Genomic DNA, 26,426 nt, shown 5'->3' on the forward strand with positions numbered 1-26,426 from the left:
GCGTCCTGGCGGACGCCGCGGTCAGGTCAGGCGGTCAGGGTCAGGCGGTCAGCGCGATCATCTTCTCGACCGCCGCGCGGGCGGGGGCGATCAGGTGGTCGGGCACGGTCACTTCCTCTTCGCCCGAATGCAGCGACCACAGGATATTCTCCAGGGTGATGCGTTTCATATGCGGGCAAATGTTGCAGGGGCGGATGAAGTCGGTTTCCGGCGCCTCGGCGGCGACGTTGTCGGACATCGAGCACTCGGTGACCATGACCACCTTGGCGGGCTTGTTCACCTTGACCCAGTTGATCATCGCGGCGGTCGAGCCGGTGAAGTCCGCCTCGGCCACCACCGCGGGGGTGCATTCGGGATGGGCGATGATCGCCGTCTCGGGGTCCGCCTCGCGGTAGGCGCGCAGCTCCTCGGGGGTGAAGCGTTCATGCACGATGCACGAGCCTTCCCACCACACGACCCGCTTGTCGGTCTGGTTGGCGACGTTGCGCGCCAGCCAGCCGTCGGGGGTCATGATGACGGTGTCCGCCTCCATGGCGTTGACGATCTGCACGGCGTTCGAGGAGGTGCAGCACACGTCCGACACCGCCTTCACCTCGGCGGTGGTGTTGACGTAGCTGACCACCGGGGCGCCGGGATACTGGGCGCGCATCGTCTCCACGTCCGCGGCGGTGATCGAGCTCGCGAGCGAGCAGCCCGCGCGGCTGTCGGGGATCAGCACGGTCTTGGCGGGGTTCAGCACCTTCGAGGTCTCGGCCATGAAGTGCACGCCGCACTGGACGATCACCTGCTGGGGCACCTTCGTGGCCTCGATCGCGAGCTGCAGGCTGTCGCCCGCCACGTCCGCGACGCCGTGGAAGATCTCGGGCGTCATGTAGTTATGCGCCAGGATCACCGCGTCCTTCTGGGCCTTCAGCGCGTTGATCGCGCGCACGTAAGGGGCGTGCAGCATCCAGTCGGCCTCGGGGATCACCCGGCGGACCTTGTCGTAGATCGCGGCGGTGTCGCGCATGGCGGCGTCCGAGGGCGCGAGGTCGTAGGTGGCGGCCAGTTCGGCGCGCGCCGCTTCAAGCTTCGCGTCGGCGTTCATGAACATGGGAGAATCTCCCTATCTCGAGCGGCGGGCATGTGCGTCCCGGCTCAGGCGCCGCGTTCCCGGTCTGGGTTATGCTCATCTTGAGCATATGTGCGGCCTGAAAAAAGCACGCGCGGCTCGCGTGCTCCGTGTCATCACCGCGTAACATAAGGGCCGGGCCGGGGCTGTCAAGACGGGCCGCACAGCGGCGCCCGCGCGGCGCCAAGCGAAAAACGTCTAGAGGTTTCGCTTCTGAATCTTTGACAACCTATGGTTGATAGTGGGTAAATGAACGCAGCCAAAGGGCGCTCGTTCATATGATTCGGGCGCCGGACTCGCAACCGGGAGGGTCGCGCGCCATGACGGTCAGACTGTTGGTCCACGCCCATGTTCCGCATTGCGGCGCCAGCCGCCTGAACCGCGCCCTGTTCTTCCGCAGCTATTCGCGCGGCGAGACGCTGCTGGCCTATGACGAGGCCTTCTGCCGCCAGGCGCGCATGGGCGGGGCGGCGCCCGCGCGGGCGCTGGCCACGGCGCGGCTCGCGCTCGGCCACGTCCCCTACGGCTATTTCGACGGGCTGGGGCGCTGGCCGCTCTATGTCTCGGTGTTCGACGACCCGGTGAACCGGTTCCTGTCCCGGCTGGGCGAGGTGATGGCCATGCCGGGGGAGGAGCGCGCGGCGCTGCTGCCCGAGGGCGCCGACGCCGACGCGCTGGCCGGGGACCCGGAGGCGCTGGCGCAGGCGCTGCTGTCGGGCCCGGCGGAGCGCAAGCTGCTGCTGAACGCGATGACCCGCATGGCCGCGGGGATGCCCGCGCTTGTGCCGGTGCGGCTGGATCGCGCGGACCTGGCGGTGGCGAAGGCGAACCTGTCGCGGGCCAATTACCTGGTGGCGCTGCGCGAGGACCTGCCGAACTTCCAGGGCTACCTGCGCGATGTGCTGGGGATCGGCGTCGGCCAGCAGCGCGCCGCGGGGACCGAGGGCTGGCCGCAGGTGCTCGGCGGCGCGCAGCTGCGCCGCCCGGTGAAGCTGCGCCCCGGGGACGTGAGCGCGCGGACCATCTCCCGGATCGAGGCGGCGAACGATCTCGACATGCACCTGCACGAGGCGGCGGCGATGGCGGCCCACGCCGCCTGGGGCTGAACGCGCGGCCGGGCCCCGCCGCGCGGCGGGCGCCCGGGGGCGCATCAAGGAGGGTCCGGCGAAAACGCCCCGCGGATGCGGGGCGTTTTCGCGTTCAGACCCCGGGGGGGGCTCGCCGCGCCCCCAGGGAAAGGCGGCCGGGGGCGGGGACAGGGCCGACATGGGCCTCGGCCGCGACGTCGGGGCCGTGCGGCGGGACGCGAGGCCATGGGCGAAGGCGGGAAGGCGCGGGGCGGGGCTTCGCCCGCACGGTCCGCACGTGCGGTCTTTCCGTAGGGGCGGCCCGTGGGTGCGGTCCGAGGGGGCGGTCCGCGCCCCTCCTGCGTGCCGCCCGTCCGCGCCGCCGCGCGGCGGCTCCTCGGCCGGCTTCGCCCCGGCCGCGCTCAGATCCAGTGCGCGCCGCGGCGCGAGCGCGCGGCGGCCGAGGACATCGCCCCCAGCATTCCCCGCCAGCCCGTGCGGGGCGCCGCGCCCGGGGGGGCGCCGAGGGCCCGCGCCGCCCAGCCCCGCTCGCGCGGGGTCAGCAGCCCGGCGGCGCGGGTCAGGCACTGCTCGGCCGACCAGCGATGCGGCTCGGGGCAGGGGGCCGGGCGGGCCGACCACGGGCCCAGAGGCCCCTCGACCCGGGCGCCCAGCGCCTCGGCCCGCAGCACGGTCAGCGCCCCGCGGGCGGGTCCCGCGGCGCGCGGCGCCAGCGCCCGGCGCAGCAGCGCGGTCGGGGCGATCAGGGCCGAGAGCGGCGGCGGCGCGCCGTCGCGGAACATCAGCGCCGCCGCCCGCCGTCCATCGGCGCGCCGCGGCGCGCGGCGCGATCCCATCGCGCCGTCCTGGGGCAGGATCAGCAGCCGCGCCGCGCCCGGCTCGGGGAACAGCGCGCTGCGCGCCGCCGCCTCGCCCAGCGCCCAGGCGGTCTCGTGATCCGCGATCATGCACAGCGCCCCGCGGGCGACGGCCAGCGCCGCCTCGACCGGGTCGGCGCCGTCCCGCGCCGTCACCTCGCGCAATCCGGCGCCGCCCGGCGACAGGTCCTGCGCGCCGCGGGCCAGCAGCACCTCCATCCCCGGGGCGCGCTGTCCGCGCGCGGCGGCGAAACCGGGCGTCTCCGGCCCGAGGGCGGCCGGCAGGATGATGCTGAGGGCGGGGGCGGGGTGGGTCATGGGCGGGCTCCGGAACCGGTGGGGGACGGCCCCTCCAGAAACGGCCCGACTCGGTTAACGCCGGGTTTCCATCGCCGCCGAACCGCCCCCCCCGCGCGCAAGGAACGCGCAAGGAAAAGGCCCGCCCCGGGATCCGGGGCGGGCCTCTCTCAGGCGGCGCGCCAGGGCGGCGCGGCGGCGCCCCGTCAGGCCGGCGCGCGGCGCATCACACCGTCGGTCAGCGCGAAGGCGACCATGCCCGTCAGCATCGAGACCGCGAAGATGATCGTCGCGGGCGGGTGCAGGAACAGCGCCACCAGCGACGGGCCCGGGCACACCCCGACCAGCCCCCAGCCGATGCCGAACAGGGCCGAGCCCGCGATCAGCCGCCGGTCGATGGGCGCCGCGGCGGGCGGCGGCAGCGGGCCGCCCCACAGGTTCGACGCCCGGCGCCAGGAGATGATCCAGGCGATCGACGACACCGTCATCGCCCCGCCCATCACGAACATCAGCGTCGGGTCCCAGGTCCCGTCCGCCATCGTCGCGACGTCGAGGAACGCCAGCACCCGCGCCGGGTTGGCCATGTCCGAGATCATCAGCCCGAGGCCGAACAGCAGCCCCGAGAGGCCGGAAATCACGTAGCGTGCGTGCATCTTGCGCCTCTCCTCAGCCCAGGAGGTTCACGAGGGCCACGGTCCCGATCGCCGTGCCCATGAAGGTCGCCATCGCCGCCAGCGAGCGTTTCGACAGCCGCGCCGACCCGCACACCCCGTGCCCCGAGGTGCAGCCCGAGCCGAGCCGCGCGCCGAAGCCGACCAGCAGCCCCGCCGCGATCAGCATCGCCGGCTCGGAGGTGATCTCGATGCTCTTCTCGCCGAACAGCAGCAGGTACAGCAGCGGCGAGGCCAGCATCGCGCCGATGAAGATCGCCCGCTCCTTCCACGCGATGGCGGAGGAGCGGTCCAGCAGCCCGCCGAGGATGCCCGAGATGCCCGCGATGCGCCCGTTGCCCAGCAGCAGGAGGCCCGCGGAGGCGCCGATCATCAGCCCGCCGACAAGCCCGTTGATCCAGTCAGGGTTCATGACCCGTCTCCGTGTTTGAATGTTTCATATATTCATATGTTTTCTCGCGCGCCTTTTCCAGCCTTGCCGGATGTGATTTTCGGACAAACTGAAGGGGGCGGCGCCGCTTGCGCCCGGCAGAGCGAGGAGACCCGAGATGCGCGCCGTGATCCGTCTGACGATCCTCTCCGCCCTCGGGCTGGCGCTTGCGCTGGGCCCGGGCCTGGCGCCGCCCGCCGTCGCCGCGGGGGACGCCGCGCCGTCCCCCGGCGCGCAGCGGGCGATGGCCGAGATTCGCGCGGTCATCACCGCCCAGATCGCCGCCTTCCGGGCGGGGGATGTCGAGGCCGCCTTCGCCCATGCCTCGCCCCAGATCCGGGAGCGGTTCGTGACGGCCAGGAATTTCGGCGCCATGGTCCGGCAGGGCTATCCGATGGTGGAGAAATCGGTCGAGCAGATCTTCGGCGCGCTGACGCCCGAGGGCGGGCGGCTGCGCCAGGCGGTGCTGCTGAAGGGACCGGAGGGGCGGCTCTGGGCCGCCGATTACTGGCTCATCCCGGTGGCGGAGGGCGGCTGGCGCATCGACGGGGTGCGGATCGACCGCAAGGCGCAGGGGATCTGAGGGGGAGCGACGTTTTGTCCGGAAAGGCATCCGTCGCGGGCGCCCTGGGCTGGCCGCGCTCTCAATCCGAGCCCCGCGAGCGGCGGAATTCCCCATTCGATTCAACCGGCGCGTAGCGCGTGATGGCAGCGCCTCTGGCGCCGCTCGCCGCGTCATCGGGACCGGGGCCTCCCCGGGTCGGCGGGACCGGACCGCGCCGGGCCCCGGCGCCCGGGGCGCCGCCGCTTGCGTTCTGAATCCGGCGTGAACACCTTTGTCGTGTTGGAGGGATCGTCCTTGGGGGGAGGCGATGCGCGAAATACTTTACAAGAAGCTCGTGTATATCTTCTCCCTGTACCTGTTCGTGCTCACCGCCGGGCGGGCCTGCTGCGACATGTTCAGGGGCAACGCCTTCGTGAACACGGTCGCCACCGTGATCGCCGCGATTTCTTCGCTTGCGCTCGTGGGGGCGACCGCCGCTGGTTTCATGTACTGGATCCAGCCGCCCCCGCTTCCGCCCGCGCCCCAGCCGCCCCAGCTTCCGCCCGCGCCCCAGCCGCCCCCGCTTCCGCCCGCGCCCCAGCCGACGATCAACGTGACCGTCAATGTCCCGCCGCCGGTTCCGGCGCCGCAACCGTTCCCGGTCGCACGGCCGGAGGGGAGCGGGCTCGACTCCACGGTCGGGCCTTCGACCCGGGCCGCGGCGCCGCGTTCGGAAGCCGTCCTTCTGCAGCAGCGCATGCAGCTCGACGCGGTGTCCGTCGTCCTGACCTCGGGTTTCCGCCAACCTTCGGACGCGATCTACCTAGGCTATTGCTGGATCAGCGCGTACTCCACCACCTCGCATGGCTTCACCAAGGAGTACCTCTCGGCGCTGCGCGGCGAGTTCAAGGTGGCCATCGGGGCGTTCCGCTGGGATCAGAAGAAGAAGAAGACCGTATTCTTCGCCCTGATCGGCGCGGTCGAGAACCATTGGGCGGATGGCGTGCTCCTGAGCCTGAAGGAGCAGGACCTGATCCCCGAGGCGGCGGAGAAAATCTGCGACGACCGTCTCGACAGGTACATGGACTGATCCTCCGAACGCAAAAGGGGCGCCCCGCGGGGCGCCCCTTTCCCTTTTCGCCGAAGCGGAAAGGATCAGTTCTTGGCCTTGTCGACCAGCTTGCCGGCCGAGATCCAGGGCATCATGTCGCGCAGCTTGCCGCCGACTTCCTCGATCTGGTGGGCGTCGTTGTTGCGGCGGATCGCCTTGAACGAGGCCTGGCCGGACTTGCACTCCAGCATCCAGTCGCGGACGAAGCGGCCGTCCTGGATGTCCTTCAGCACCGCCTTCATGCGGGCCTTGGTCTCGTCGTAGGGCAGGATGCGCGGGCCCGACACGTACTCGCCGTACTCGGCGGTGTTCGAGATCGAGTAGTTCATGTTCGCGATGCCGCCCTCGTAGATCAGGTCGACGATCAGCTTCACCTCGTGGAGGCACTCGAAATACGCCATCTCCGGGGCGTAGCCGGCCTCGACCAGGGTCTCGAAGCCCATGCGGATCAGCTCGACGAGGCCGCCGCACAGCACGACCTGCTCACCGAACAGGTCGGTCTCGCACTCTTCCTTGAAGTCGGTCTCGATGATGCCCGACCGGCCGCCGCCGATGGCGGAGCAGTAGGAGAGGCCCACTTCGAGCGCGCGGCCCGAGGCGTTCTGGTGCACGGCCACGAGGCAGGGGACGCCGCCGCCCTTCACGAACTCGCCGCGCACGGTGTGGCCCGGGCCCTTGGGGGCCATCATGATCACGTCGACGCCCGGCTTCGGCTCGATCAGGCCGAAATGCACGTTCAGGCCATGCGCGAAGGCGATGGCGGCGCCGTCCTTCAGGTTGTCATGGATATGCGCGTAGTAGGTGTCGGCCTGCAGCTCGTCGGGCATGGCCATCATGATGACGTCGGCCCAGGCGGCGGCCTCGGCGATCGACATCACGTTCAGGCCGGCGGCCTCGGCCTTGGCGGCGGAGGGGGAGCCGGGGCGCAGCGCGACGGCCAGGTTCTTGGCGCCCGAATCCTTCAGGTTCAGGATGTGCGCGTGACCCTGCGAGCCGTAGCCCACGACGGCCACGTTCAGGTCTTTGATCAGGTTCGTGTCGCAATCGCGATCGTAGTAGACGCGCATGTCAGGCCCTCGTTTTCGGTTCGTTTCCTGCGCGCCGGGCGGGGGCCCGGCAAGATTTTTCCGGGCTTGCGGTACAGGAGGGCGGAGCCGATGTCCAGCGCGCAGGGCGCGCGCGGATCAGGCGTCTTCCGCCGCCCGGGCCCTGCGCGCGAGGATCGCGGGGGTCCGCGCCTCGATCCAGTCGGCCAGCGCGCGCACCAGCTCGGCCGCCTCCGCCCCCTCCTCCGTCAGGCTGTATTCCACGTGCGGCGGCACCACGGGATAGGCCGTGCGGCGCACGAACCCGTCCTGTTCAAGGGTTTGCAGGGTCTGGGTCAGCATCCGGTCCGACACCCCCCCGATCCGCCGCCGCAGCGCCGAGAAGCGCAGCGTCCCCCCTTGCAGGGCGATCAGCGCCAGCACGCCCCAGCGGCTGGTGACGTGCTTCATGATCTCGCGCGACGGGCAGTTGGGGTTGAGCAGGTCGCCCTCGAGCCGTCCCTGGTGAATCGCATCGCTGAGCGGGGTCATGGGGCCTCCCTTGGAAAAATCTCACACTTACATTTGTGTATGTACTTACCTTTTGCAAGCGTCCGGCCCAAGTGGAGGTCATCGACACGCCGCCAAGGCATGCAGACCCAAGGAGACCCCCCATGCGCATCGCGATCACCGGCGCCGCCGGCCAGCTCGGCCGCCTCGTCATCGACGGGCTGAAGGCGCGCACCTACGCCGCCTCCCTCGTCGCCCTCGCCCGCAGCCCCGAGAAGGCCGCCGATCTCGGCATCGAGGCGCGGCCCTTCGATTATGACGCGCCCGCGGGCCTCGCCCCGGCGCTGGAGGGGGTGGACGTGCTGCTGCTGATCTCCGGCTCCGAGATCGGCAAGCGCGGGCCGCAGCACCGCGCGGTGATCGAGGCGGCGAAGGCGGCGGGCGTCGGCCACGTGGTCTATACCAGCCTGCTGCACGCGGATGAGAGCGTGATCTCGCTGGCGCCCGAGCACCGGGAGACGGAGGCCGACCTCGCCGCCTCGGGCCTGCCGCACACCATCCTGCGCAACGGCTGGTACGCCGAGAATTACACCGCCGGGCTGCCCGCGGCGCTGGAGCATGGCGCGCTGATCGGGGCCGCGGGGCATGGGCGCATCGCCGCCGCCGCCCGCGCCGATTACGCCGCCGCCGCCGTGGCGGTCCTCCTCGACCCCGCGCAGCAGGGCAAGGTGCATGAGCTCGCCGGGGACGTGGCCTGGACCCTCGCCGATCTCGCCGCCGAGCTGTCGGCCCAGTCGGGCAAGGAGATCCCGTATGTCGACATGCCCGAGGCCGAGTACGCCAAGGCGCTGGAAGGCGCGGGCCTGCCCGCGGGCCTTGCGGCGTTCATCGCCGGGGCGGACGCGGCGGCGGCGCAGGGGGCGCTGTTCGATGACGGGGGCGCGCTCTCGGCCCTGATCGGGCGGCCGACCACGCCGCTTTCCGCCTCGGTCGCCGCGGCGATCGGCTGAGGCGCGGCGCGCGGGCGGGGGCGCGCCCTCCGCCCGCGCCCTCCGCCCGCGCCCTCCGCCCGCGCCCTCCGCCCGCGCCGCCCTGCGCGCGACCACGGCGCCCCTTGCCACGGGGCCTGCGCGCCGCTAGCTCCGCCTGCAAAGACACCCAGCCCCAGGCCCAGGAGCAGACCCATGATCGGACGCCTCAACCACGTCGCCATCGCCGTCCCCGACCTCGAGGCCGCGAGCGCGCAGTACCGCGACACCCTCGGCGCCAAGGTGAACCCGCCGCAGGACGAGCCCGATCACGGCGTGACCGTGGTGTTCATCGAGCTGCCGAACACCAAGATCGAGCTCCTGTACCCGCTGGGCGAGAACTCGCCGATCCAGGGCTTCCTCGACAAGAACCCCGCCGGCGGCATCCACCACATCTGCTACGAGGTCGACGACATCCTCGCCGCCCGCGACAAGCTCAAAGAGAACGGCGCGCGCGTGCTGGGGACCGGCGAGCCGAAGATCGGCGCCCATGGCAAGCCGGTGCTGTTCCTGCACCCGAAGGACTTCAACGGCGCGCTGGTGGAGCTGGAGCAGGTCTGATGATCAGCATCACCGGCGCCATCGTCGTCTACGCGGTCGTGTGGTTCATGACCCTGTTCATCATCCTGCCGATCCGGATGAAGAGCCAGGCGGATGTCGGCGAGGTGGTGCCCGGCACCCCCGCCTCGGCGCCCGAGGCGCCCGCGCTGAAGAAGCGGTTCATCATCACCACGATCATCACCACCGTGCTGTGGGTGGCGATCATGGCGATCATCCTGTCGGGCGCGGTGAGCCTCGACGACTGGCCGCTCTGGCAGCTGCCGAACCGCAACGCGCCCGCGCAGTGAGCCGGGGAAATGATCCCGCGCAGTGAGCCGGGGCAGCGAGCCGGGGCGCAGGCCGCCTGCGCCCGGGCCTCGCCGCCGACCGATCCCGCCGCCCCGCGCCCCCCAAGGCGCGGGGCGGCTTGCGTTCCGGGTCCCCTCCGCGGCGTCCCGCGCCCGGGTTTCGCCGCCGTTCACGGTTTCCCCCGGGGCGCGGCGCACCCTTCCGCCCCACGGGAAGGGCGGGGGGCGCATCGCCGGCGCGCTTGACCGGGGGCGGGGCTCAGGCATGATTTCGGATAACGAAACCTGCCGAAAGGACGACTTGATGAAAGCCATGACCGCCATCCTCGCCGTTCTCGGGATGCTCGCCTTCGCGGCGGGCCCGGCCGCGGCCGCCGGCTGCTCGGACAAGAAGGCCGAGCTTCCGCCCACCGTCGGCTCCTGATCGGGGGCCGGGCGCGCGGGGGGCGAGAGCCCGGGACGCGCCGACCGGAGACGAAAAAAGGGCCGCGCGGGGGATCCCCCGCGCGGCCCTTTGCGTTGCGCCTGCGTCGCGGCTCAGGCCGCGGCGGCCCGGCGGCCATGGGTCAGCCGCTGGTGCATGTGGGTGAAGGTCGCCACCCCCAGCACCGGGACCACGAGGCCGACGATCGGGATCGACAGCGGCGCGGCCATCAGCACGCCCGCGATGAAGACCGGCGCCTGGAACCGCTTGCGCAGCACCCGCGCCTCCTTGAAGCCGACATGGCGGGCGGCGACCAACTCGAAATACTGCCGCCCCAGCAGCCAGCCGTTGACGGCGAGAAAGATGAACGGCCCCGCGGGCAGGAAGATGACGTAGAGGATCAGCGCCAACAGGTTCACGCCGATCAGCGTCAGCGTGAACAGCACCCCGTCCCAGGCCATCTCGGCCCAGCCGATCTTGCGGGTTCCGCGCGCGTCCGGGTAGTGGCGCGCCTCGACGGCGTCGGCGATCTCTTCCAGGAACAGGCCGATGAACAGCGACGCGACCGGCATCATCAGGAAGAACAGCACGATCACGCCGCCGATGCGGGCCAGCACCTCCAGCACCGTGTCGAGGAACCCGAGCTGGAAGCCCAGCAGCGTGGTTCCCTCGGCCGCGTCGATGCCGCCCGACAGCCACCACCAGGCGGCGTAGAGCCCGGCCAGCAGCAGCAGCGTCAGCGCGATGGAGATCCCGAACACCTTGCGGAAGCGCGGATCCCCGAGCTGTCCGACCGCCTTGAAGAAATCGCCGATCATCGCCTTACGCCCACCAGGTCGTCTTGGCCGCGAGGTCCGGGCGCGGGCGCTCCGGCGGGGCGACGGTTTCCGTGCCGACATGGATGAAGCCCGCGCACCACTCGTGCTCGGCCGCTTCCAGGCCCTCGGACAGCCATTCGCGGTCGAAGGCCATCCAGGAGGTCAGCCAGTTCGCCCCCCAGCCCGAGGCGAGGGCGGCGTTGACGGCCGCAAGGCACACCGCCCCGGCCGAGAGGGTCTGCTCCAGCTCCGGGATCTTGGGCGAGGCGACGGGCGAGGCGAGCACCGCGATGCAGACCGGCGCGCGGGTGAAGGCCGAGGCGTCCTTGGCGATCTTCTCGGGGTCGAGCCCCTTGGCGGCGCCGCGCGTCTCGGTCAGCCTGGCGAGGCGCGCGCCCGCCTCGGGGCCGATGACCACGAAGCGCCAGGGTTCCAGCTTGCCATGGTCCGGGGTGCGGGCGGCGGCGGTCAGGATCGTCTCCAGCGTCGCGCGGTCCGGCCCGGGGCCGGAGAGCGTCTTCGCGGGGCGGGAGCGGCGGGCGAGCATGAAGTCGAGCGCGGCCGGGTTCGGTGCGGGCATGGAAGTCTCCGTCATCCTGGGCCCGGGGCCGGAGGGGCGTCCGGGCGGCGTGTCGGGGCGGCTGGCAGGGTCCGGGGGACGGACCGGCTGGCGCCCGGGAATGGGGGGCGCGACGGCGCGGAGCTGCGCCGAGGGGGGCGCCGGGGCAGGGCGCACGTGAAAATCGGGCGGCGCACGGGGGCGCCGGGGAAACGGTGCGGCGCGGGGGCCGCGAAGAGACGTCTTAGGGCGCGCGGGGCGCCGGATCAAAGCAAAGCCGCGGCGGCGCCCCGGGCGACGGGGCGGGCGGGCCGAAGCGAAACGGCCCCGCGACCTGCGCCGCGGGGCCGTCTCCCTTCGCCAGATGCGGGCGAGGGGGCGGGCTGTCAAGGCCGCGGCCCCGGTTCGGAGCGCGGTTGCGGGGCGCAGGGCCGGGCCGGGACGGCGCGGCGCGCGCCGAGGGGCGGACCGGGCGGCGAGGGACAGTCGCCCCGGTCCGCCCCCGGGCGCGGGCGGGCCGCTCTTCCCGCCTGCGCCCTGCGCGCGCATCGCCTTCCGGGCCGAGCCGCACGGGCGGCGGCGACCCGCGGCGGATCAGGCCGCCAGCGGCAGCGCCTCGACCTGCTCCAGCGCCTTGTCCACGCTGCTCTCGTCGAAGGCCTGGCGGTCGGCGGCGATCACGCCCGCGACCTCGATCCCGAAGAAGCCCAGCATGTGCTTGACCCAGGGCGTCGCGAAATCGATGGCCGAGCCTTCCTCGGTGCCGTTCGAGGTCATCACGATCCAGGCCTTGCGGCCGGTCAGCAGGCCCTCGGGGCCGGCCTCGGAATACTTGAAGGCGACGCCGGCGCGGGCCAGCTGGTCGAACCAGGTCTTGATCTGCGCGGCGGGCGAGAAGTTGTAGATCGGGACCGCGATCACCAGCGTGTCGGCGGCCTTCACCTCGTCCATCAGGGTCTCGGCCAGCTCCGCGCGGGCGGCCTGGCGGGCGTCGCGCGCCTCGGGGGCGGTCGCCATCGCGCCCAGCCATTCGCCGTCCACCATCTCGAGGCCCGAGGCCGCGTCGCGGTGGGCGTAGCCGCCGGGGGCGAGGCGCTCGGCCAGGCGGGTGGCGAGGCGGGTCGAGGCGCTGTCTTCGCCGCGGATCGAGCCGGTGACGAGCAGCAGGTTCTCGGTGGTCTGAACGGTCATCTTCAATCTCCTGGTCCATGCGGGCGGCGTCGGCGGGGGGGGGAGGGGATGGTTCCCGCCGCGGCGCGCCCTGTCATGGGCATGATATGCGCCTGCGAAGCGCGGTTATTAGTGCGCCGCGTTTCCATTGATTGTGTCCGCAATAGAAACGGTAGACTCGTGACCATTTCGGGGCGCCGCTGGAGATCGCCCCGATCCGGCCCATATGAGCGGTTAACCTGCGCCGGTTCTGCGGGGGCGACGGGCGATGGCCCGAACCCGCTCCGCATGGCGCGGAGGCGCCCGCCCGCCGGGCGGCGCGCAGGACGAGACCGACAGGATTGAAAGAGACGACATCATGAAGACGCTCTCCAGGATTCCCGCCATCGCGCCCCGTGCCGGCGTGATCTCCGTCACCGCGGCGGCCATGCTGCTGGCCGGCTGCGCGAACAATGACGGGCCCTCGAACCGCCAGGTCGGCGGCGCGCTGATCGGCGCGGCCATCGGCGCCGCGGCGGGCACGCTGGTCGGCGGCAACGACCGGCGCAACGCGCTGGTGGGCGCGGGCGTGGGGCTGATCGCCGGCGCCGCCGCGGGCACCTATCTCGACGAGCAGGAGCGCCGCCTGAACCAGGACCTGGCCGATACCGGCGCGGACGTGCAGCGGGTCGGCGACGCGCTTCTGGTGACGCTGCCCGAGGGCATCACCTTCGACACCGGCTCGGCCGAGATCAAGCCGCAGTTCTCGCGCCCGCTGACCCAGGTCGCGCAGACGCTGAACGCCTACCCGTCGACCTATATCGACGTGATCGGCCACACCGACAGCCGCGGCGCGGAGGAGTTCAACCAGCAGCTCTCCGAGGCCCGCGCCTCGGCGGTCCGCCGCGCGCTGGTGCAGCGCTCGGTGGCGGTGGAGCGGATCGTGGCCTATGGCCGGGGCGAGAGCCAGCCGATCGCCTCCAACGCGACGCGCGAGGGGCAGGCGGCGAACCGCCGGGTGGAGATCCTGATCACCCCCGCCACCCAGGGCTGACCGGGCGGGCCTGCGGGCCTGTCTCCGGAAGATGACGGCGCCGCGCTCCTTCGGGGGCGCGGCGTTTTTCACGGGCCGGGGGCGGGGCGGCCGCGCGGCCGGGCGAGCCCCCCGTTCGCCCGGCCGCGCGGCAGGCGCCGCGGGGGCGCCGGGCGGGGCGCGGACGGGGCGGGGCCGGCGCGGGGCCGGCGCGGGTCGCGCCCCGCTCACCTTTGCGCCACAAGCGCGGCTTCGCGTTGACGGCGGGCGGGGCGACGCCCAAATATGCGCGCCATGGAATACGAACCTTTCATCCGCCTCGGCGTCTTCCTCTCGGTCTTCGCGGTGATGGCGGCCTGGGAATGGCGCCGCCCGGCCCGGGCGCAGGCGCTGGGCCGCGCCCGGCGCTGGAGCACCAACTGGGCCGTCGCGATCCTCGATTCGCTGGTGGTGCGCCTGTTGTTCCCCGCCGCGGCGGTCGGCGCGGCGCTGGACGCCGCGGCGCAGGGCTGGGGGCTGTTCCACCTGCTGGACGCGCCGTTCTGGCTCGCGGTCCTGCTGACCATCCTCGCGATGGATTTCGCGATCTGGTTCCAGCACCTCGTGTTCCACAAGGTCCCGGTCCTGTGGCGGCTGCACAAGGTGCACCATGCCGACCGCGACGTGGACGTGAGCACGGCGATCCGCTTCCACCCGGTGGAGATCGCGCTGTCGATGCTCCTGAAGATCGGGCTGGTCTACGCGCTGGGCGCGCCCGCCGCGGCGGTGGTGGCGTTCGAGGTGCTGCTCAACGCCTGCGCGATGTTCAACCATTCCAACATCCGCCTGCCGGAGGGCGTGGAGCGGGCCTTGCGCAAGGTGATCGTGACGCCGGATGTGCACCGCATCCACCACTCGGTGATCCGGGCCGAGCATGACAGCAATTACGGCTTCAACCTGTCGGTCTGGGACCGGGCCTTCGGCACCTTCACCGAGACCCCCGCTTGCGGGCAGGAGGGGATGGTGATCGGTCTGTCCGAGCACCAGGACGCGCGGCCGGGGCGGCTGTGGTGGACGCTGGCGCTGCCGTTCCGCGGGCGGGCCTGAGGCGAGGGGCGCCTGCGCCCGCGGCGGAGCGCAGGACGCCGGCCCTGCGCCCGCGGGTCGCGAAATCAGCGGTCGACCGGGGGCGCGTCGGCGCCCTATTTTCCATCCACGCGCCCGAACGTGACGGGGAGTGGAGATGCGACGCCTGATCCTGATGCGGCATGCGAAATCGAGCTGGGCCGACGTGAACCAGCACGACGCCGCCCGCCCCCTGAACGAGCGCGGACGCCGCGCGGCCCCGGTGATGGGCGACTGGATCGCGAAGCAGGGGCTGGTCCCCGATTTCGCGCTGGTCTCGACCGCGCGCCGGACGCTGGAGACGTGGGAGCTGGCGGCGCCGCGGATGGCGGGGCCGACGGGGCTGCCGCCCAACCATGCCTCTGAGCCCTCGATCTACAACGCCGCGCCCGAGACGCTGCTGCGCCTGGTGCAGGAGCAGCCGGACGATATCGGCGCGCTGTTGGTGCTGGGGCATGAGCCAGGCGTGCCGGGCCTCTTGCGTGCGCTCTGCGGCCCCGAGGTGGTGGAGGGCGGCGCGCGGGCCTTCGGCAAGTACCCGACCGGCGCCGTCGCGGCGCTGGAATTCGAGGTCGAGCGCTGGGCCGAGGTGACCGCGGGGGCAGGGCGCCTCGTCGCCTATGCCCAGCCGCGGGATTTCGACTGAGGCCGCGCCGCCCCCCCGGCCCTCAGACCGGCATCCAGCCCTTGCCCTCGGCCGCGAGGCCCGCGCGCACGCCCTCCAGGTCCGCCGCCGGCTTGTTCTGGGACATCTTGCGCTTGGCGCGGATGCTCTCGATCCCGAGCCGCATCCCGACGATGCCGCGCAGCTGCGCCGCGATGAACCGCGCGGGCGCGTCCGACACCGCCCAGGGGGCGTCGCGCGGCCCCTCGTGCAGCTCCGTCAGGCGGGTCACCAGCGCCAGCAGCCGCTCCGGGTCGTCGAAGGTCTCGACGCCCCCGCGCACCTGCACCAGCTCGTAATTCCAGGTCGGCACCACCTTTCCGTGCTCGGCCTTCGCCGCGTACCAGGAGGGGGTCACGTAGGTCTCCGCCCCGTGGATCAGCGCCAGCCCGTTCGGCCCGGCGGCGGTCTTCCAGTGCGGGTTGGCGCGGGCGAAATGGCCCAGCAGCGCGCCTTTCGGCCCGTCCGTGGGATCGAACAGGAGGGGCAGCGGCGTCGCCTCGGGCCCCTCCGGCCCGGCGGTCACCAGCGTGGCGAGGGGGCCGGCGGCGAGCATCGCGGCGGCGTCCTCGGCCGGCATCTCGAAGGCGTCGGGGATGTACATGGGCGGGGCTCCGGGAACGGAAGGGAAAACGGGCGCGCCCCGGGGGAGGGGCGCGCCCGCGCAAGGCTCCGGCAAGGGGCCGGGGATCAGTCGCGGCGGGCCTGTTCGCGCGCGCGCTCGGCGTCGAGGCGCTTCTGGTAGCCCGACTGCACCAGGTCCACCGCCACCAGCACGGCGATGGAGAAGTAGAAGGTCGTCTTCGACAGCGGCTCGACCGCGTAGCCGAACAGCTTCAGATGCGCCTCGTGCCCGCCTTCGCCCAGCAGCGCCACGCCGACGATCAGCAGGATGAACAGGCCCAGCACCTCGTATTTGCGGTTCTTGCGCAGGAATTCCGACACGCTGTCGGCCAGCAGCAGCATCCCCGCGCCCGAGGCCAGGATCGAGATGGCGAGCACCGGGAACACGTCGGTGATGGCGATGGCGGTCAGGATCGAGTCGAAGGAGAACACCAGGTTCATCAGCACGATCATCGCGATCACCGCGCCCGCCGTGGTGCGCGTCTTCTCCACGTCCGGCGCCTCGTGCAGGTGATCCATGGAGAGCATGTGCGTGATCTCCTTCACCGCGGTGTACATGATGAAGGCGCCGCCCGCGAGGAACACGAGGGTCGAGAAGGTGAAGGCGCCCTCGATCACCCCGGTCCAGTCGAAGTGGAACCACGGCTCGGCCAGCGCTTCCAGCAGGTGCAGCATGGCGAACAGCAGCACGATCCGCAGCGTGACAGCGATGACGATGCCCCAGCGGCGCACGGCGCGCTGCTGATCGAGCGGCGCGCGCGCGCTCTCGATCGAGATGTAGAGCAGGTTGTCGAAGCCGAGCACCGCCTGCAGGAAGATCAGGACAACCAGGTTGCCGATGGATTCGATGGTGAAAAGGTCGGCCATGGGGCGCCTCGCGTCTTGTGCTCGGGTCCCGGACAAGGCGCCCGGGCGGCGGAATGCAGCGTGTTCCGGGCGACATTGCCCCGAGCGGGCGCGGCGGGGCAAGGCGCGCGCCGTCGCGGGGGGCGAATCGCGCCGCAAGCCGCGCATCCCGCCGCCGCCGCCGGTCCCCCGGGGCGATGCTGCGGCGCCGTTGAAACCGGACCCCGAGGGTCAACAAAAACGCGACCGGGGCCGCGGAAACCGGGCGCGTTTCTGGAAAATCCTTTGACGGTCCGGCCCGATCGGGCACGCTCGAAGGCGCAGACATGGTCTGGCCGACGTCGTGCATGCCCCTGCGGGGTCCCCTCCGCAGGCCGTTTCGAGACAGGGCCGGGGCGGGCTGCGAGAAGTGGCCGCTGCGATCCCCGCATGTCGGCGAGAGAGAAGAGAAGGATGGGACGATGGCTCAAGGCGTCGTCAAATGGTTCAACGCAACGAAAGGCTTCGGGTTCATCGAACCCAGCGACGGCGGCAAGGACGTGTTCGTCCACATCACCGCCGTGCAGGCCGCCGGGCGCCAGACGCTCGAGGAAGGCCAGGCGGTGTCGTTCGAACTCGCCCCCGGGCGTGACGGCCGCGTCAGCGCGACCGAGCTGTCGTTCGGCTGACCCAAGCCGTGCGGCCGGCCGCGCCGGGCCCTTCCCCGCCCCTCGCGACATGCGCCGCACGTCACCGCGCCCGCCCCCCTCGGCGGGCGCGGCGCGTTTTCGGGGGGGCGCGGGCCCCGGGTCGGGCCGGGACGGGCGGGCCGCCCCGGCGCGGGGACGCGCTCAGAAGCCCGTCGCCTCCTCGATGATCCCGGTCAGCAGCGCCTCGACGCTCTCCAGCCCCGCGGGCATCCGGCGGAAGCCGACGGTGACGCCCTCCGCCCCCGTTTCCTGGAACAGGAAGATGCCATAGGGGCACCAGGCGATGTTCAGCGGGTCCGCCTCCATCACCCCGCGCGACACGGTGGCCGAGCAGAACTGGATCACCTGCGCATGGTCGTAAACCTGCATCGTGGCGCCCACGTCGGCGGCGGTGCGGTTGAGCATCTCGCCCACGTGGCTGATGTGGTCCACCACCAGCCCGCGCCCCTCGACGGCGAGCTTCAGATCGAAGGCCACGTCGTCGAAGGCGGCGTCTTCCAGCACCCAGGTCTTCAGGTGCTCGGAGGTCTGCATCTCCTGCGCGAGGGCGGGGGACGCGGCGGCCAGCAGCGCGGCGGCGGCGGTCAGAACAGGTTTCATGGCGCATTTCCTCCCTCATGCGGCTCTTGCGGCGCAGCCTAGCAGGCGCGGCGCAGGCGGGCGAATGTTAAAAATTCACTTTTTCGAATGTGTCGCAGGGGGCTGAGACGCAAAACCCCCGCCGGGGGTCCGGCGGGGGTTTCAACTGCGTCGCGCGGGGCCGCGGCTCAGGGCATCAGCGCCGAGACATAGCCCGGCAGGGCGAAGGCGGCCTGGCCGACGGCGGGGGTGTAGTAGCGGGTCTCGATCCCGGCTTTCGCCCAGCGCGCCTCAAGCTCCGCCAGCGGCGTCGCGCGGGGCGCGTCCGACAGGGCGCCGTAGCCGAAGGCCATCGGCCCGCCCGCATAGGTGGGGATGGTGGCGAGATAGCAGGTCCAGTCGGCGAACAGCGCCTTGAAGGCGCGCATGGTGTTCGTCAGCTCCTGCCCCTGCATGAACGGGACGCCGTTCTGGGTCACCAGGATCCCGTTCCCGGTCAGCAGGTTTTTCGCCCGGCCGTAGAAGGTGTCGGTGAACAGCACCTCGCCCGGGCCGATGGGATCGGTGGAATCGACGATGATCACGTCGAAGCTGTCCGTGCAGGTCTTCACGAACTCCGCCCCGTCATCGATCACGAGGTTCAGGCGCGGGTCGTCGAAGGCGCCGTTCGAGATGCCGGGCAGGTAGGTCTTGGAGAACTCGACCACGCCCGCGTCGATCTCGACCATGGTCACGTGCTCGACCGACCGGTGCTTGAGCGCCTCGCGCGCCATGCCGCCGTCGCCGCCGCCGATGATGAGGACCCGCTTGGCCGCGCCATGGGCGATGATCGGCGTGTGGGTCAGCATCTCGTGATAGATGAACTCGTCCGCCTCGGTCACCTGCACCACGCCGTCGAGGGTCAGGATCCGGCCGAAGGTCGGGTTGCGGAACACCCGCAGGCGCTGGATGTCGGTCTCGGAATCATAGAGCAGCGTGGCCTCGCGCAGGGCCTGCGCGTGGTCTTCGTGGAGGGTCTCGACGGACCAGCCGGGCATGGAGCGGGGTTCGGTCATCGCGGGACCTCCTCGGGCAAGTGCGGACGGGTCGGCGCGGGGGGCGCTTCGGGAAGCGCGAGGGATAGCCGCGGGCGCGGATTCGGGCAAGGGCGCGGGGGGCCGCGCCGGGCGGGCCTGGCGGCGCGCCGAAGGCAGGCGCCGCGCGGGGCGCGCGCCATCCCGCCGGCCGCCGCGCGCCGGGGAGGGGCGCGCGGCGGCGGCGGCGGTGGACGGCGGTGGACGGCTTGGGGCGCGTCAGCTGGCGCGGGTCAGCACGATCAGCATGCCGAGCGAGCCGAAGGTGGCCGCGAGCACGAGCAGGATCAGCGCCGGGTAGCCGAACAGGGCGACGAGCGCGATGCCGATGACGGCGACGAGGGCGAGCACGGCCAGCGGCGCGGCCTCGCGGTCCGAGAGGGCGGCGGCGAGCAGGCCGATGATCGGCCAGTTGGTCTTGGGCGTATCGTCAGACATTCGAAGACTCCTGGAACGAAAACTGGAGCGCGACATGTATCGTTTTCTGAATGTCTTCCCATGCGGCGCGCTGAGGCGCCCCCTGCGGCGAATGCGCCGTCGGACGATTGCGAATAGCTGAATAAAAACAAAGTGAAGGGCGCGTGATCGTCCGCCGCGCCCCGGGGGCGCGCCCGCGTGCCGGCGGCGGGGTCGGAACGGGCGGCCCGGCATCCCACGGCCGGGTCGCCCGCCCCTTGCTTGCAATGCAGGTCTGCGTCGAATGCAGCCCCGCCCGAACGCTCAGCGGCCGCGGCCGGAAGCGCCCGTTTGCGTCGGCGGCGCCGAGGGTTTCGGCGGCATGACGACGTCCATGGCGGGATCGAAAGCGGTCATCGGTCTATTTCCTTTCCGTCCAATCGAAGGCCCCCCGCAACGGGGGGGCCGGGAAGCGAATCATCCCCCCGGCGAAGGCAGGAGAGCGCAGCCGCCGTGACGGCCATGTGACTCGCAATGGAGCGCGGGACGGCGCGCGCCTCCCCCCCCTGAATCGAAACGGGCCGCCGCGCGATGCATCGCGCGACGGCCCGTGTTCTTTCGGCCCATGGTTCTTGCGGCCCGCGTCGGGTCCGCTGCGCCCGGGGGCAGGGATCAGTGGGCGAGGCCCTCGCCGCGCAGGTGCTCTTTCACCCGCACTTCGCCGGCGTCGAACGCGCGGCGCAGCACCTCGACCGCCTTCCAGGGCTGGCTGTCGCCGCACATGAAGACGTCGAACGCGCCGTAGCCGATCTCGGGCCAGGTGTGGACCGAGATGTGCGACTCCGCCAGCACCGCCACGCCCGACACGCCCTGGGGCGAGAACTTGTGGGTGTGGATGTGCAGCAGGGTGGCGCCGCAGAGCTCCACGCAGTCGCGGAAAGCCTTCTGGATGCGGGCTTCGTCGTCGAGACCCGTGCCCTTGATCACCTCGATGATCAGGTGGGTGCCGGCGAAGACCTTGCCGTCGCGGCGGATGAAGTGGTCGTCGCGGGACTCGTCGAAGATGTCGCGGTCGAACATGGGTCGGCTCCGATACGTCGTGTGTGCGCGGGGGGCTTGCCCGCGCGTGTCCTCAAAGATCCTGGCGAAGATGTCGGAACGGGAGACCTCTCGGTTTTCCCATCACGGCTTCCTCATGGGTGGCGCCTGGCTTCCAGGTCCATCCCCAGTCGGAAGAGGTTCCGTCCTTATGGGCGTTCCTCTCCTACCAGCAGATGATTCCCAGCGGTCCCTTAGCGCCCCCCCTTGAGCCGTGCGTCCGCTTTTCAGCGGCGTGACCGGCGGTGATCCGAGGTTGGGATCGGTGACCCTGTGGCGGCGCAGATAGCGATTCCGGGGGGGGCGATCAAGGATAGAATTCGCCCGATGCCGGAAATTCCGGGACGCCCGCCCCGGCGTGGCTTTCCAGCCGCCTGCCGCCGGGGAAAGGGGGCGGTTTCAGACCGCCCTGCGGGCCGCCCTTTCGCGGTGCGCAATGTAGAGGGTCGAGGCCACGATCACCGCCGCGCCCACGAAGGTCGCCGCGTCGGGCGACTCGTCCCAGACCAGCCAGCCGAGCGCGCCGAGCGCCGGAAGCCGCAGGTAGAACACCACCCCCACGACCCCCGCCTCGCCGAGCCGGTACGCCTCGAGATCCGCGAGGCCGCGCACCGCGCCCATCACCGCCACCGCCCCCGCCGCGGCCCAGATCCAGGAGGAGCCGGGCGCCGCCCAGACCGGCAGCGCGAGCGGGACCGAGATCAGCGCCGTGATCGCGACCGAGGAGAGGAAGGCCGACACCGCCCCGTCCGCCTGCGCGACCCCCTTCGAGAGCGCCAGCGCGAGGGCGAAGAGGAGCGAGGAGCCGAGCGCGGCCAGCATCGCGGGGTCCGGCGCGGCGTCGAACGGGCGCAGGATCACCAGCGCGCCGACGAAGCCCGCCGCCGCGGCGCCGAGGCGGCGCGGCCCGAGCCGCTCTCCGTTGATCGGCGCCGACAGGAGCGTGGCGAAGATCGGCGCGGTGAAGAACAGCGCCGTAGCGGTGGCCAGCGGCACATGGGCGATGGTGTGGAAGCCGAGCTGGATCGACCCGCCCAGCAGGATCCCGCGCAACAGGTGCAGCCAGGGGCGCGAGAAGCGCAGCCGCCCCCGCCCCCCGAGGAACGGGAGCGCGGCGAGCGCGACCCCGAGGATCATCAGGCTGCGCACCAGCACGATCATCCGCGTGTCCATGCCGGCCGACGCCTCGCGCACCGCCAGCGTCATCGCGCTGGCGCCGGCGACCGAGACCAGCGCCCAGAGGCCCGCGGCGACATTGTCGTGCGGACCTGCGATTCCGGGGGCCTCGGCGGCGCCGCTGGACGGGGGCGCGTCGGTGACGGGCATGGGGGCTCCTTTTTGCTGCCTGATGATAAGGGCGACTTATAAGGCGGCGGTCAAGGGCGCCGCCGGGGCAGGGCGCCGCCGGGGCAGGGCGGCAGGGCGGCGGGGGGAAGCAGGGCGGGCCGGGCGCCAGTCCGGGGGGGCGGCCCCGGGGCGTCGCCGCCCGGGCGGCGGCCGTCCCGCCCGGGAAGGCGCGGCCTCGGGGAGGGACGGGCCCTCCCGCTCGGCCGCGCCCCGCGCGCGCCGGGCCGGGGCGCGGGCGGGCGGCGGGGCGCCCGCGCGCGGGGGGGCGGGCCGGGGGGCGCAGGGGCGCGCGGGCGTTGACCTCGGGCCGAAGCGGGCCGACATGTAAGGCGCGCGCCCGCAGCGGCGCGCGCCGACGCCAACCATCCCGGAGACGCCTTCATGCGCGCCGCCCTCGCCGCCCTGCCGATCCTCGCCGCCCTCGCTGCGCCCGCCCATGCCGGCGCCCTGGCCGATTGCATGGATCCGCGGGCCTCGGGCGCGCGGCTGGCCGAATACTGCCGCGCCGCCGCCGCCCTGCCGGACCTGAGCGCGCGCGAGCGGGCGGCGGCGCAGACCAACCTGGGCTGGGCGCTGGCGGGGATGGGGCGCCATGGCGACGCGCTGGCCGCCTATGACGCGGCGGCGCAGAGCGACCCGGGCTTCGCGCCGCTCTACCTCAACCGCGCCCGCGCGCGGGCCGAGCGGGGGATGGTGCGCGGCGCCCTCTCGGATTACGCCGAGGCGATCAAGCGCAGCCCGCGCGACGCCGCCCCGCTGCTGGGCCGCGGCGCGTTCTACCTGCGCCGGGGCATGGCGCTGGAGGCGCTGGAGGATTTCGAGGCCGGGCTGGGCCGCGCGCCCGACGATCTCGACCTGCGCTACAATCGCGGGCTGGCGCTCGCGGCGCTGGGGCGGCATGGCGAGGCGGCGCAGGCCTTCGGCGCGGTGATCGCGGGCGATCCGTCCGATGCCGGGGCGCGGCTCGAACGCGGCAAGGCGCTGGCGGCGCAGGGCAACCGGGTGATGGCGCTGCGCGACTACCGCAAGGCGGCCGAGCTGCGCCCCGAATGGCCCGCGCCGCAGGTGGCGCTGGGCCGCGCGCTGGAAGAGCAGGGGGACGCCCCCGGCGCCGCCCGCGCCTACCGGCGGGCGTTCGAGCTTGGCGACCGCTCGGACTGGCTGCGCGCCCGGGTGCAGGCGCTCGGGGGCTGATGGCTCGGGGGCTGAGGGCGGGTTACGCCAGCCCCTCGGCGGTCAGCGCCGCCAGCGCCTCGGCGCCGTTCTCGAAGCTGCGCCAGCCGGTCATCTGGTTGCGGGTCCAGGTCAGCTGCCGCTTGGCGTAGTTGCGGGTGACCATGGTCGCCTGCGCCCTCGCCTCGTCCAGCGTCAACTCCCCGCGCGCATGGGCCACCAGCTCGCGCGCGCCGAGGGCCTGCATGGCCTGGGCCGAGGGCGGCGGGTCGCGGCGGGCCATCTCGGCGGCTTCCTCCAGCGCGCCGCTCTCCAGCATCGCATCGAACCGCGCATCGCAGGCGGCGTAAAGGCGCTCGCGGTCGGGCGTCAGGCGGATCGGCAAGGCCTGCGCCAGCGGGACCAGCGGCGGCGGCGTGGCGTCGTGGAAGGCGGCGAGGCCGCGGCCCTCGCCCTCCAGCACCTCCCAGGCCCGCAGCACCCGGCGCGGGTTGCGCAGGTCGATCCGCGCCGCCGTCTCGGGGTCCGCCGCGCGCAGGGCGTCGGCGAAGGCGGGCAGGCCCTCCGCCGCCAGCCGCGCCTCCATCGCCGCGCGCAGCGCGGGGCTGGGTTCGGGGATCTCGGCCAGCCCCTCGGTCAGCGCCTTGAAGTAAAGGCCGGTGCCGCCGACCAGGATCGGGGTGCGCCCGTCCGCGCGGCAGGCGTCCAGCAGCGGCGCGACCTCGCGCAGCCAGCGGCCGGTGGAATACCGCTCATGCGCCGGGACATGGCCGTAGAGGGCATGGGGCGCCGCCGCCTCGTCCTCGGCCGGGGGGCGGGCGGTGAGCACGCGCCAGCCGCCGAACACCTGCAGCGCGTCGGCATTGATGATCAGCGCGCCGCCGCGCGCCGCGCGCCGCTGGGCGAGCGCGAGGGCGAGGGCGGATTTGCCCGAGGCGGTGGGGCCGGAGACCAGGATCGTCATGGCCCGGTGATCGCCGCTTGGCGGGGGGCGGTCAAGGGGCGGGGGGCGGTCAAGGGGCGGGGGCCGGTCAGGGGGGGCGGGGGCCGGTCAAGAGGGGGCAGGGCGGGCGGCGTCAGTCGAGGCCCGCGATCTCGCGCAGCAGCTTCTGCAGCTCGGCGCTGCGCTCGGGGCCGAAGCGCGCCTCGATCCGGGCGTGGACATCGGCGGTGCGCGGGGCGAGCTCCGCGACCCGGGCGCGGCCGGTCTCGGTCAGCAGGCACAGGGTGCGGCGGCGGTCGGCCTCGTCCCGGCGGCGTTCGAGGAAGCCGCGTTCCTCGAGCGCGTGGAGGATGCGCGTGAGGCTCGGCGGCAGGATCACGCTGCGCTCCGAGAGGGCGGCGGCGTCCATCGGCCCGTCGGCGGCGAGGGTGCGCAACACGCGCCATTGCTGCTCTGTGAAGCCCTCGGCCGCGAGGACGGGGCGGAAATTGCGCATCATCGCCTCGCGCGCGCGCAGCAGCAGGACGGGGATCGAGCTGTCATAGGGAAGCTCGGGGGGAAGCTCGGGGGGCAGAGCGGGCGCCGGAGCGTGGCCGGGCTCGCCTGCGGCCGGGGCCGGGGCCGGGGCCGGGGCGGGGTCGGCGGCGGGCGCGCGCCCGGCCGCGTGGGTCTGCGTCGCGCCGGGGCCGTCCGCCGCCCGGGGCGGGGCAGGGGGCGGGGCGGGCGGCGGGGCGGAGGGCGTCGCGGACGGGGCCGCCTGCTGCGGGGCCGACGGCGTCGCCTGCTGCGGGGCGGCCGCGGCGGCGGGCGGCGTTTCGGGCGCGTCTTCGATTTCGGGCGCGTCTTGGATCCCGTCCCGGCGCATCGCGGCCGCGGCCCTGTTCGGCTTCTGCATCCGGCTCTCCCCCCTCCGGCGATCCGCGCGCCGGGCCGCCCATCCCGCGTCCCGGCGCCGCATCGGGCGCGCGCTTGCCGCCGCCCGGCTTGATCATTAACTTGCGAAGGATAATAGCCCCATCCGGCGCCGCGGTGCAAATGCGCCCGTCGTCGCGTCCCGCCCCTGGCCCGTCCCTCCGTTCCGCCCGCGCCGATCCGCCCCGACCCGAGCGGGCGGGACGGGCGCGGCGGCGGCCCGGCCGCGGGCGCCCCTTCCGTCCCGTCCCGGGCGCCGCGCGGCGCCCGGCGCGCCTGCCCGAAAGCGTCCCTTCGCATGTCCACTCCGCTGCGCGGCATCCTGTTCAAGCTGGTCTCGGTCAGCGCCGCGGCCTCGATGGCCGCCTGCATCAAGGCGGCGTCCGAGGGGGTGCCGGCGCCCGAGGCGGTGTTCTTCCGCTCGCTCTTCGCGCTGCCGCCGCTGCTGCTGTTCTATGCCTGGCGGGGCGAGCTGCGGCGGGGCTTCAGGGTGCATTCCTGGCGCGCGCACCTGCTGCGCGGGGCGGTGGGGGTGACGGCGATGGGGCTGACCTTCACCTCGGTGATCCTGCTGCCCTTGCCCGAGGCGACGGCGATCACCTTCGCCGCCCCCCTGTTCACCACGCTGCTGGCGGCGCCGCTGCTGGGCGAGCGGCTGCGGCTCTATCGCCTCGCCGCGGTGCTGGCGGGGCTGGTCGGGGTGGCGATCGTCACCGGCCCGCAGCTCAGCCTCGGGGCCGCGGGATCGTCCGAGCATCTCTGGGGCGTGGCCGCGGCGCTGGGGGCGGCGCTGTTCATGGCGCTGGCGCAGCTGACGGTGCGCGGGATGACCAAGACCGAGACCTCCTCGGCGATCGTGCTGTGGTTCACCATCTCCTGCTGCGGCTACGCGGCGCTCAGCGCGCCGCTCTGGGCGATGCCGAGCGCGAAGGAATGGGGGCTGCTGCTGATGGCGGGGGTGCTGGGGGGCGTCGCGCAGGCCGGTCTGACCGAGGCGTATCGCAGCGCCGAGGCGAGCCTGATCGCGCCCTTCGACTACGCTTCGCTGATCTTCGCGGCGGCGATCGGCTACGTGGTGTTCAGCGACGTGCCGGCCTGGACCACGGCGGCGGGCTCCGCCGTCACCGTCGCCGCGGGGATCGCGGTGATCCGGCGCGAGCGGCAGCTGGGCCTGAAGCGCGGCGCCGCGCGCCCGCTGCTGGCGCCGAAGCGGTAGGGGCGGGGGCGTCCGGGCCTCAAGGGCCCCGCGCCGCCCGGCCGCGCCGCGCGATGGAAAGCGGCGCCTCTGCGCTGACCGTCCCGCAGGCGCGGCGGCGCTCACCTCACCCCACGCGCCAAGGGCGCAATCACCCGCATGCGGATAGGGAGGGGGGTGTGGGGGGGGGGGGAGGGGGGGGAGACCCCCCCCCCCCCCCCCCCGCCCCCCCCCCCCACCCCCCCCCCCCCCCCCCCCCCCCCCCCCCCCCCCCCCCCCC

General features: G+C 73.0%; 30 protein-coding genes. 12 read left to right on the forward strand and 18 right to left on the reverse strand.

The annotated features are described in order from the left end of the window. Positions 1-40: 40 nt before the first annotated feature. Positions 41-1,093, reverse strand: a complete 1,053-nt coding sequence (nadA, locus tag ACQ5SO_RS15770; RefSeq protein ID WP_430942581.1) for a quinolinate synthase NadA — start codon at positions 1,091-1,093, stop codon at positions 41-43. 338 nt (positions 1,094-1,431) lie between these two features. Between nadA and ACQ5SO_RS15775 the strand changes: the two genes are divergently transcribed. Next, a complete protein-coding gene (locus tag ACQ5SO_RS15775) occupies positions 1,432-2,217 on the forward strand; it encodes a hypothetical protein (protein WP_430942582.1) in 786 nt (261 codons plus the stop codon). A gap of 383 nt (positions 2,218-2,600) precedes the next feature. Here ACQ5SO_RS15775 and ACQ5SO_RS15780 read toward each other — a convergent pair whose 3' ends face one another. From ACQ5SO_RS15780 to ACQ5SO_RS15790, 3 genes are all read right to left on the reverse strand, one after another. Further along, positions 2,601-3,374 (reverse strand): hypothetical protein, encoded by a 774-nt coding sequence (locus tag ACQ5SO_RS15780; RefSeq protein ID WP_430942583.1) that lies wholly within the window; start codon positions 3,372-3,374, stop codon positions 2,601-2,603. A gap of 185 nt (positions 3,375-3,559) precedes the next feature. Next, a complete protein-coding gene (locus ACQ5SO_RS15785; RefSeq protein WP_430942584.1) occupies positions 3,560-4,006 on the reverse strand; it encodes a DUF6691 family protein in 447 nt (148 codons plus the stop codon). Between the two features lie 13 nt (positions 4,007-4,019). Then, the gene (locus tag ACQ5SO_RS15790) at positions 4,020-4,436 is read right to left on the reverse strand and encodes a YeeE/YedE family protein (protein ID WP_430942585.1); all 417 of its coding nucleotides are present in this window, start codon (positions 4,434-4,436) and stop codon (positions 4,020-4,022) included. 136 nt (positions 4,437-4,572) lie between these two features. On the opposite strand from ACQ5SO_RS15790, the gene ACQ5SO_RS15795 reads away from it, so the two are divergent. Then, on the forward strand, positions 4,573-5,037 hold the full coding sequence (locus ACQ5SO_RS15795; RefSeq protein WP_430942586.1) for a DUF4864 domain-containing protein: 465 nt from the start codon (positions 4,573-4,575) through the stop codon (positions 5,035-5,037). Between the two features lie 289 nt (positions 5,038-5,326). Further along, complete coding sequence (locus ACQ5SO_RS15800; protein ID WP_430942587.1) at positions 5,327-6,088, forward strand: hypothetical protein; 762 nt, start codon at positions 5,327-5,329, stop codon at positions 6,086-6,088. A 65-nt stretch (positions 6,089-6,153) separates the two neighbouring features. On the opposite strand, the gene ilvC is transcribed toward ACQ5SO_RS15800, so the two are convergent. Together ilvC and ACQ5SO_RS15810 are read right to left on the reverse strand one after the other, a co-directional pair. Further along, complete coding sequence (ilvC, locus tag ACQ5SO_RS15805) at positions 6,154-7,176, reverse strand: ketol-acid reductoisomerase (protein WP_430942588.1); 1,023 nt, start codon at positions 7,174-7,176, stop codon at positions 6,154-6,156. A gap of 117 nt (positions 7,177-7,293) precedes the next feature. Beyond that, a complete protein-coding gene (locus ACQ5SO_RS15810; RefSeq protein WP_430942589.1) occupies positions 7,294-7,686 on the reverse strand; it encodes a winged helix-turn-helix transcriptional regulator in 393 nt (130 codons plus the stop codon). A 122-nt stretch (positions 7,687-7,808) separates the two neighbouring features. On the opposite strand from ACQ5SO_RS15810, the gene ACQ5SO_RS15815 reads away from it, so the two are divergent. The 3 genes from ACQ5SO_RS15815 to ACQ5SO_RS15825 all read left to right on the forward strand — a co-directional run bounded on the left by ACQ5SO_RS15815 (position 7,809) and on the right by ACQ5SO_RS15825 (position 9,520). After that, positions 7,809-8,654, forward strand: coding sequence for an SDR family oxidoreductase (locus ACQ5SO_RS15815; RefSeq protein ID WP_430942590.1), 846 nt, complete (start codon positions 7,809-7,811; stop codon positions 8,652-8,654). A gap of 174 nt (positions 8,655-8,828) precedes the next feature. Continuing rightward, positions 8,829-9,233 carry a methylmalonyl-CoA epimerase gene (gene mce / locus ACQ5SO_RS15820; RefSeq protein ID WP_430942591.1) on the forward strand — a complete coding sequence of 135 codons (405 nt, stop codon included), beginning with the start codon at positions 8,829-8,831 and terminating at the stop codon, positions 9,231-9,233. Further along, positions 9,233-9,520 carry a DUF1467 family protein gene (locus ACQ5SO_RS15825; RefSeq protein ID WP_430942592.1) on the forward strand — a complete coding sequence of 96 codons (288 nt, stop codon included), beginning with the start codon at positions 9,233-9,235 and terminating at the stop codon, positions 9,518-9,520. Before mce ends, ACQ5SO_RS15825 begins: the two co-directional genes overlap by 1 nt. A gap of 537 nt (positions 9,521-10,057) precedes the next feature. On the opposite strand, the gene ACQ5SO_RS15830 is transcribed toward ACQ5SO_RS15825, so the two are convergent. The 3 genes from ACQ5SO_RS15830 to ACQ5SO_RS15840 form a co-directional block, all read right to left on the reverse strand. Then, the gene (locus ACQ5SO_RS15830) at positions 10,058-10,762 is read right to left on the reverse strand and encodes an EI24 domain-containing protein (RefSeq protein WP_430942593.1); all 705 of its coding nucleotides are present in this window, start codon (positions 10,760-10,762) and stop codon (positions 10,058-10,060) included. Positions 10,763-10,766: 4 nt separating this feature from the next. After that, entirely contained in the window at positions 10,767-11,342 is a 576-nt protein-coding gene (locus ACQ5SO_RS15835) for a nitroreductase family protein (RefSeq protein ID WP_430942594.1), read from the reverse strand. A gap of 573 nt (positions 11,343-11,915) precedes the next feature. Continuing rightward, positions 11,916-12,512 carry an FMN-dependent NADH-azoreductase gene (locus ACQ5SO_RS15840; RefSeq protein WP_430942595.1) on the reverse strand — a complete coding sequence of 199 codons (597 nt, stop codon included), beginning with the start codon at positions 12,510-12,512 and terminating at the stop codon, positions 11,916-11,918. A 337-nt stretch (positions 12,513-12,849) separates the two neighbouring features. Here ACQ5SO_RS15840 and ACQ5SO_RS15845 point away from each other — a divergent pair, with 337 nt between their 5' ends. From ACQ5SO_RS15845 to ACQ5SO_RS15855, 3 genes are all read left to right on the forward strand, one after another. Then, complete coding sequence (locus tag ACQ5SO_RS15845; protein ID WP_430942596.1) at positions 12,850-13,524, forward strand: OmpA family protein; 675 nt, start codon at positions 12,850-12,852, stop codon at positions 13,522-13,524. 273 nt (positions 13,525-13,797) lie between these two features. Next, positions 13,798-14,589, forward strand: coding sequence for a sterol desaturase family protein (locus tag ACQ5SO_RS15850; protein ID WP_430942597.1), 792 nt, complete (start codon positions 13,798-13,800; stop codon positions 14,587-14,589). Between the two features lie 136 nt (positions 14,590-14,725). After that, positions 14,726-15,253: a SixA phosphatase family protein gene (locus ACQ5SO_RS15855; protein ID WP_430942598.1), complete on the forward strand. Its 528-nt coding sequence runs from the start codon at positions 14,726-14,728 to the stop codon at positions 15,251-15,253. Positions 15,254-15,275: 22 nt separating this feature from the next. Here the strand turns inward: ACQ5SO_RS15855 and ACQ5SO_RS15860 are convergent, their stop codons facing one another. Then, positions 15,276-15,875: an FMN-binding negative transcriptional regulator gene (locus ACQ5SO_RS15860; RefSeq protein WP_430942599.1), complete on the reverse strand. Its 600-nt coding sequence runs from the start codon at positions 15,873-15,875 to the stop codon at positions 15,276-15,278. Positions 15,876-15,961: 86 nt separating this feature from the next. Then, positions 15,962-16,762, reverse strand: coding sequence for a TerC family protein (locus ACQ5SO_RS15865; protein ID WP_430942600.1), 801 nt, complete (start codon positions 16,760-16,762; stop codon positions 15,962-15,964). Positions 16,763-17,202: 440 nt separating this feature from the next. On the opposite strand from ACQ5SO_RS15865, the gene ACQ5SO_RS15870 reads away from it, so the two are divergent. Further along, positions 17,203-17,409 (forward strand): cold-shock protein, encoded by a 207-nt coding sequence (locus tag ACQ5SO_RS15870; RefSeq protein WP_430942601.1) that lies wholly within the window; start codon positions 17,203-17,205, stop codon positions 17,407-17,409. Positions 17,410-17,571: 162 nt separating this feature from the next. Here the strand turns inward: ACQ5SO_RS15870 and ACQ5SO_RS15875 are convergent, their stop codons facing one another. The 5 genes from ACQ5SO_RS15875 to ACQ5SO_RS15895 form a co-directional block, all read right to left on the reverse strand. Further along, on the reverse strand, positions 17,572-18,030 hold the full coding sequence (locus ACQ5SO_RS15875) for a DUF302 domain-containing protein (RefSeq protein WP_430942602.1): 459 nt from the start codon (positions 18,028-18,030) through the stop codon (positions 17,572-17,574). 167 nt (positions 18,031-18,197) lie between these two features. Further along, on the reverse strand, positions 18,198-19,064 hold the full coding sequence (speE, locus tag ACQ5SO_RS15880; protein WP_430942603.1) for a polyamine aminopropyltransferase: 867 nt from the start codon (positions 19,062-19,064) through the stop codon (positions 18,198-18,200). 237 nt (positions 19,065-19,301) lie between these two features. Beyond that, positions 19,302-19,520, reverse strand: coding sequence for a hypothetical protein (locus tag ACQ5SO_RS15885; RefSeq protein ID WP_430942604.1), 219 nt, complete (start codon positions 19,518-19,520; stop codon positions 19,302-19,304). A gap of 630 nt (positions 19,521-20,150) precedes the next feature. Beyond that, a complete protein-coding gene (speD, locus tag ACQ5SO_RS15890) occupies positions 20,151-20,558 on the reverse strand; it encodes an adenosylmethionine decarboxylase (protein WP_430942605.1) in 408 nt (135 codons plus the stop codon). Between the two features lie 417 nt (positions 20,559-20,975). Then, a complete protein-coding gene (locus tag ACQ5SO_RS15895) occupies positions 20,976-21,902 on the reverse strand; it encodes a DMT family transporter (protein ID WP_430942606.1) in 927 nt (308 codons plus the stop codon). A gap of 402 nt (positions 21,903-22,304) precedes the next feature. On the opposite strand from ACQ5SO_RS15895, the gene ACQ5SO_RS15900 reads away from it, so the two are divergent. Then, positions 22,305-23,117 (forward strand): tetratricopeptide repeat protein, encoded by an 813-nt coding sequence (locus ACQ5SO_RS15900; protein WP_430942607.1) that lies wholly within the window; start codon positions 22,305-22,307, stop codon positions 23,115-23,117. Positions 23,118-23,139: 22 nt separating this feature from the next. Here the strand turns inward: ACQ5SO_RS15900 and miaA are convergent, their stop codons facing one another. After that, positions 23,140-24,060: a tRNA (adenosine(37)-N6)-dimethylallyltransferase MiaA gene (gene miaA, locus ACQ5SO_RS15905; protein ID WP_430942608.1), complete on the reverse strand. Its 921-nt coding sequence runs from the start codon at positions 24,058-24,060 to the stop codon at positions 23,140-23,142. 112 nt (positions 24,061-24,172) lie between these two features. Further along, on the reverse strand, positions 24,173-24,934 hold the full coding sequence (gene hpaR, locus ACQ5SO_RS15910; RefSeq protein ID WP_430942609.1) for a homoprotocatechuate degradation operon regulator HpaR: 762 nt from the start codon (positions 24,932-24,934) through the stop codon (positions 24,173-24,175). A gap of 315 nt (positions 24,935-25,249) precedes the next feature. Between hpaR and ACQ5SO_RS15915 the strand changes: the two genes are divergently transcribed. Beyond that, positions 25,250-26,167, forward strand: coding sequence for a DMT family transporter (locus ACQ5SO_RS15915; RefSeq protein WP_430942610.1), 918 nt, complete (start codon positions 25,250-25,252; stop codon positions 26,165-26,167). Positions 26,168-26,426 lie beyond the last annotated feature (259 nt).

Origin of the sequence: Rhodovulum sp. DZ06 (assembly GCF_050586345.1) — a bacterium.
Lineage (GTDB): Bacteria > Pseudomonadota > Alphaproteobacteria > Rhodobacterales > Rhodobacteraceae > JBOCEF01.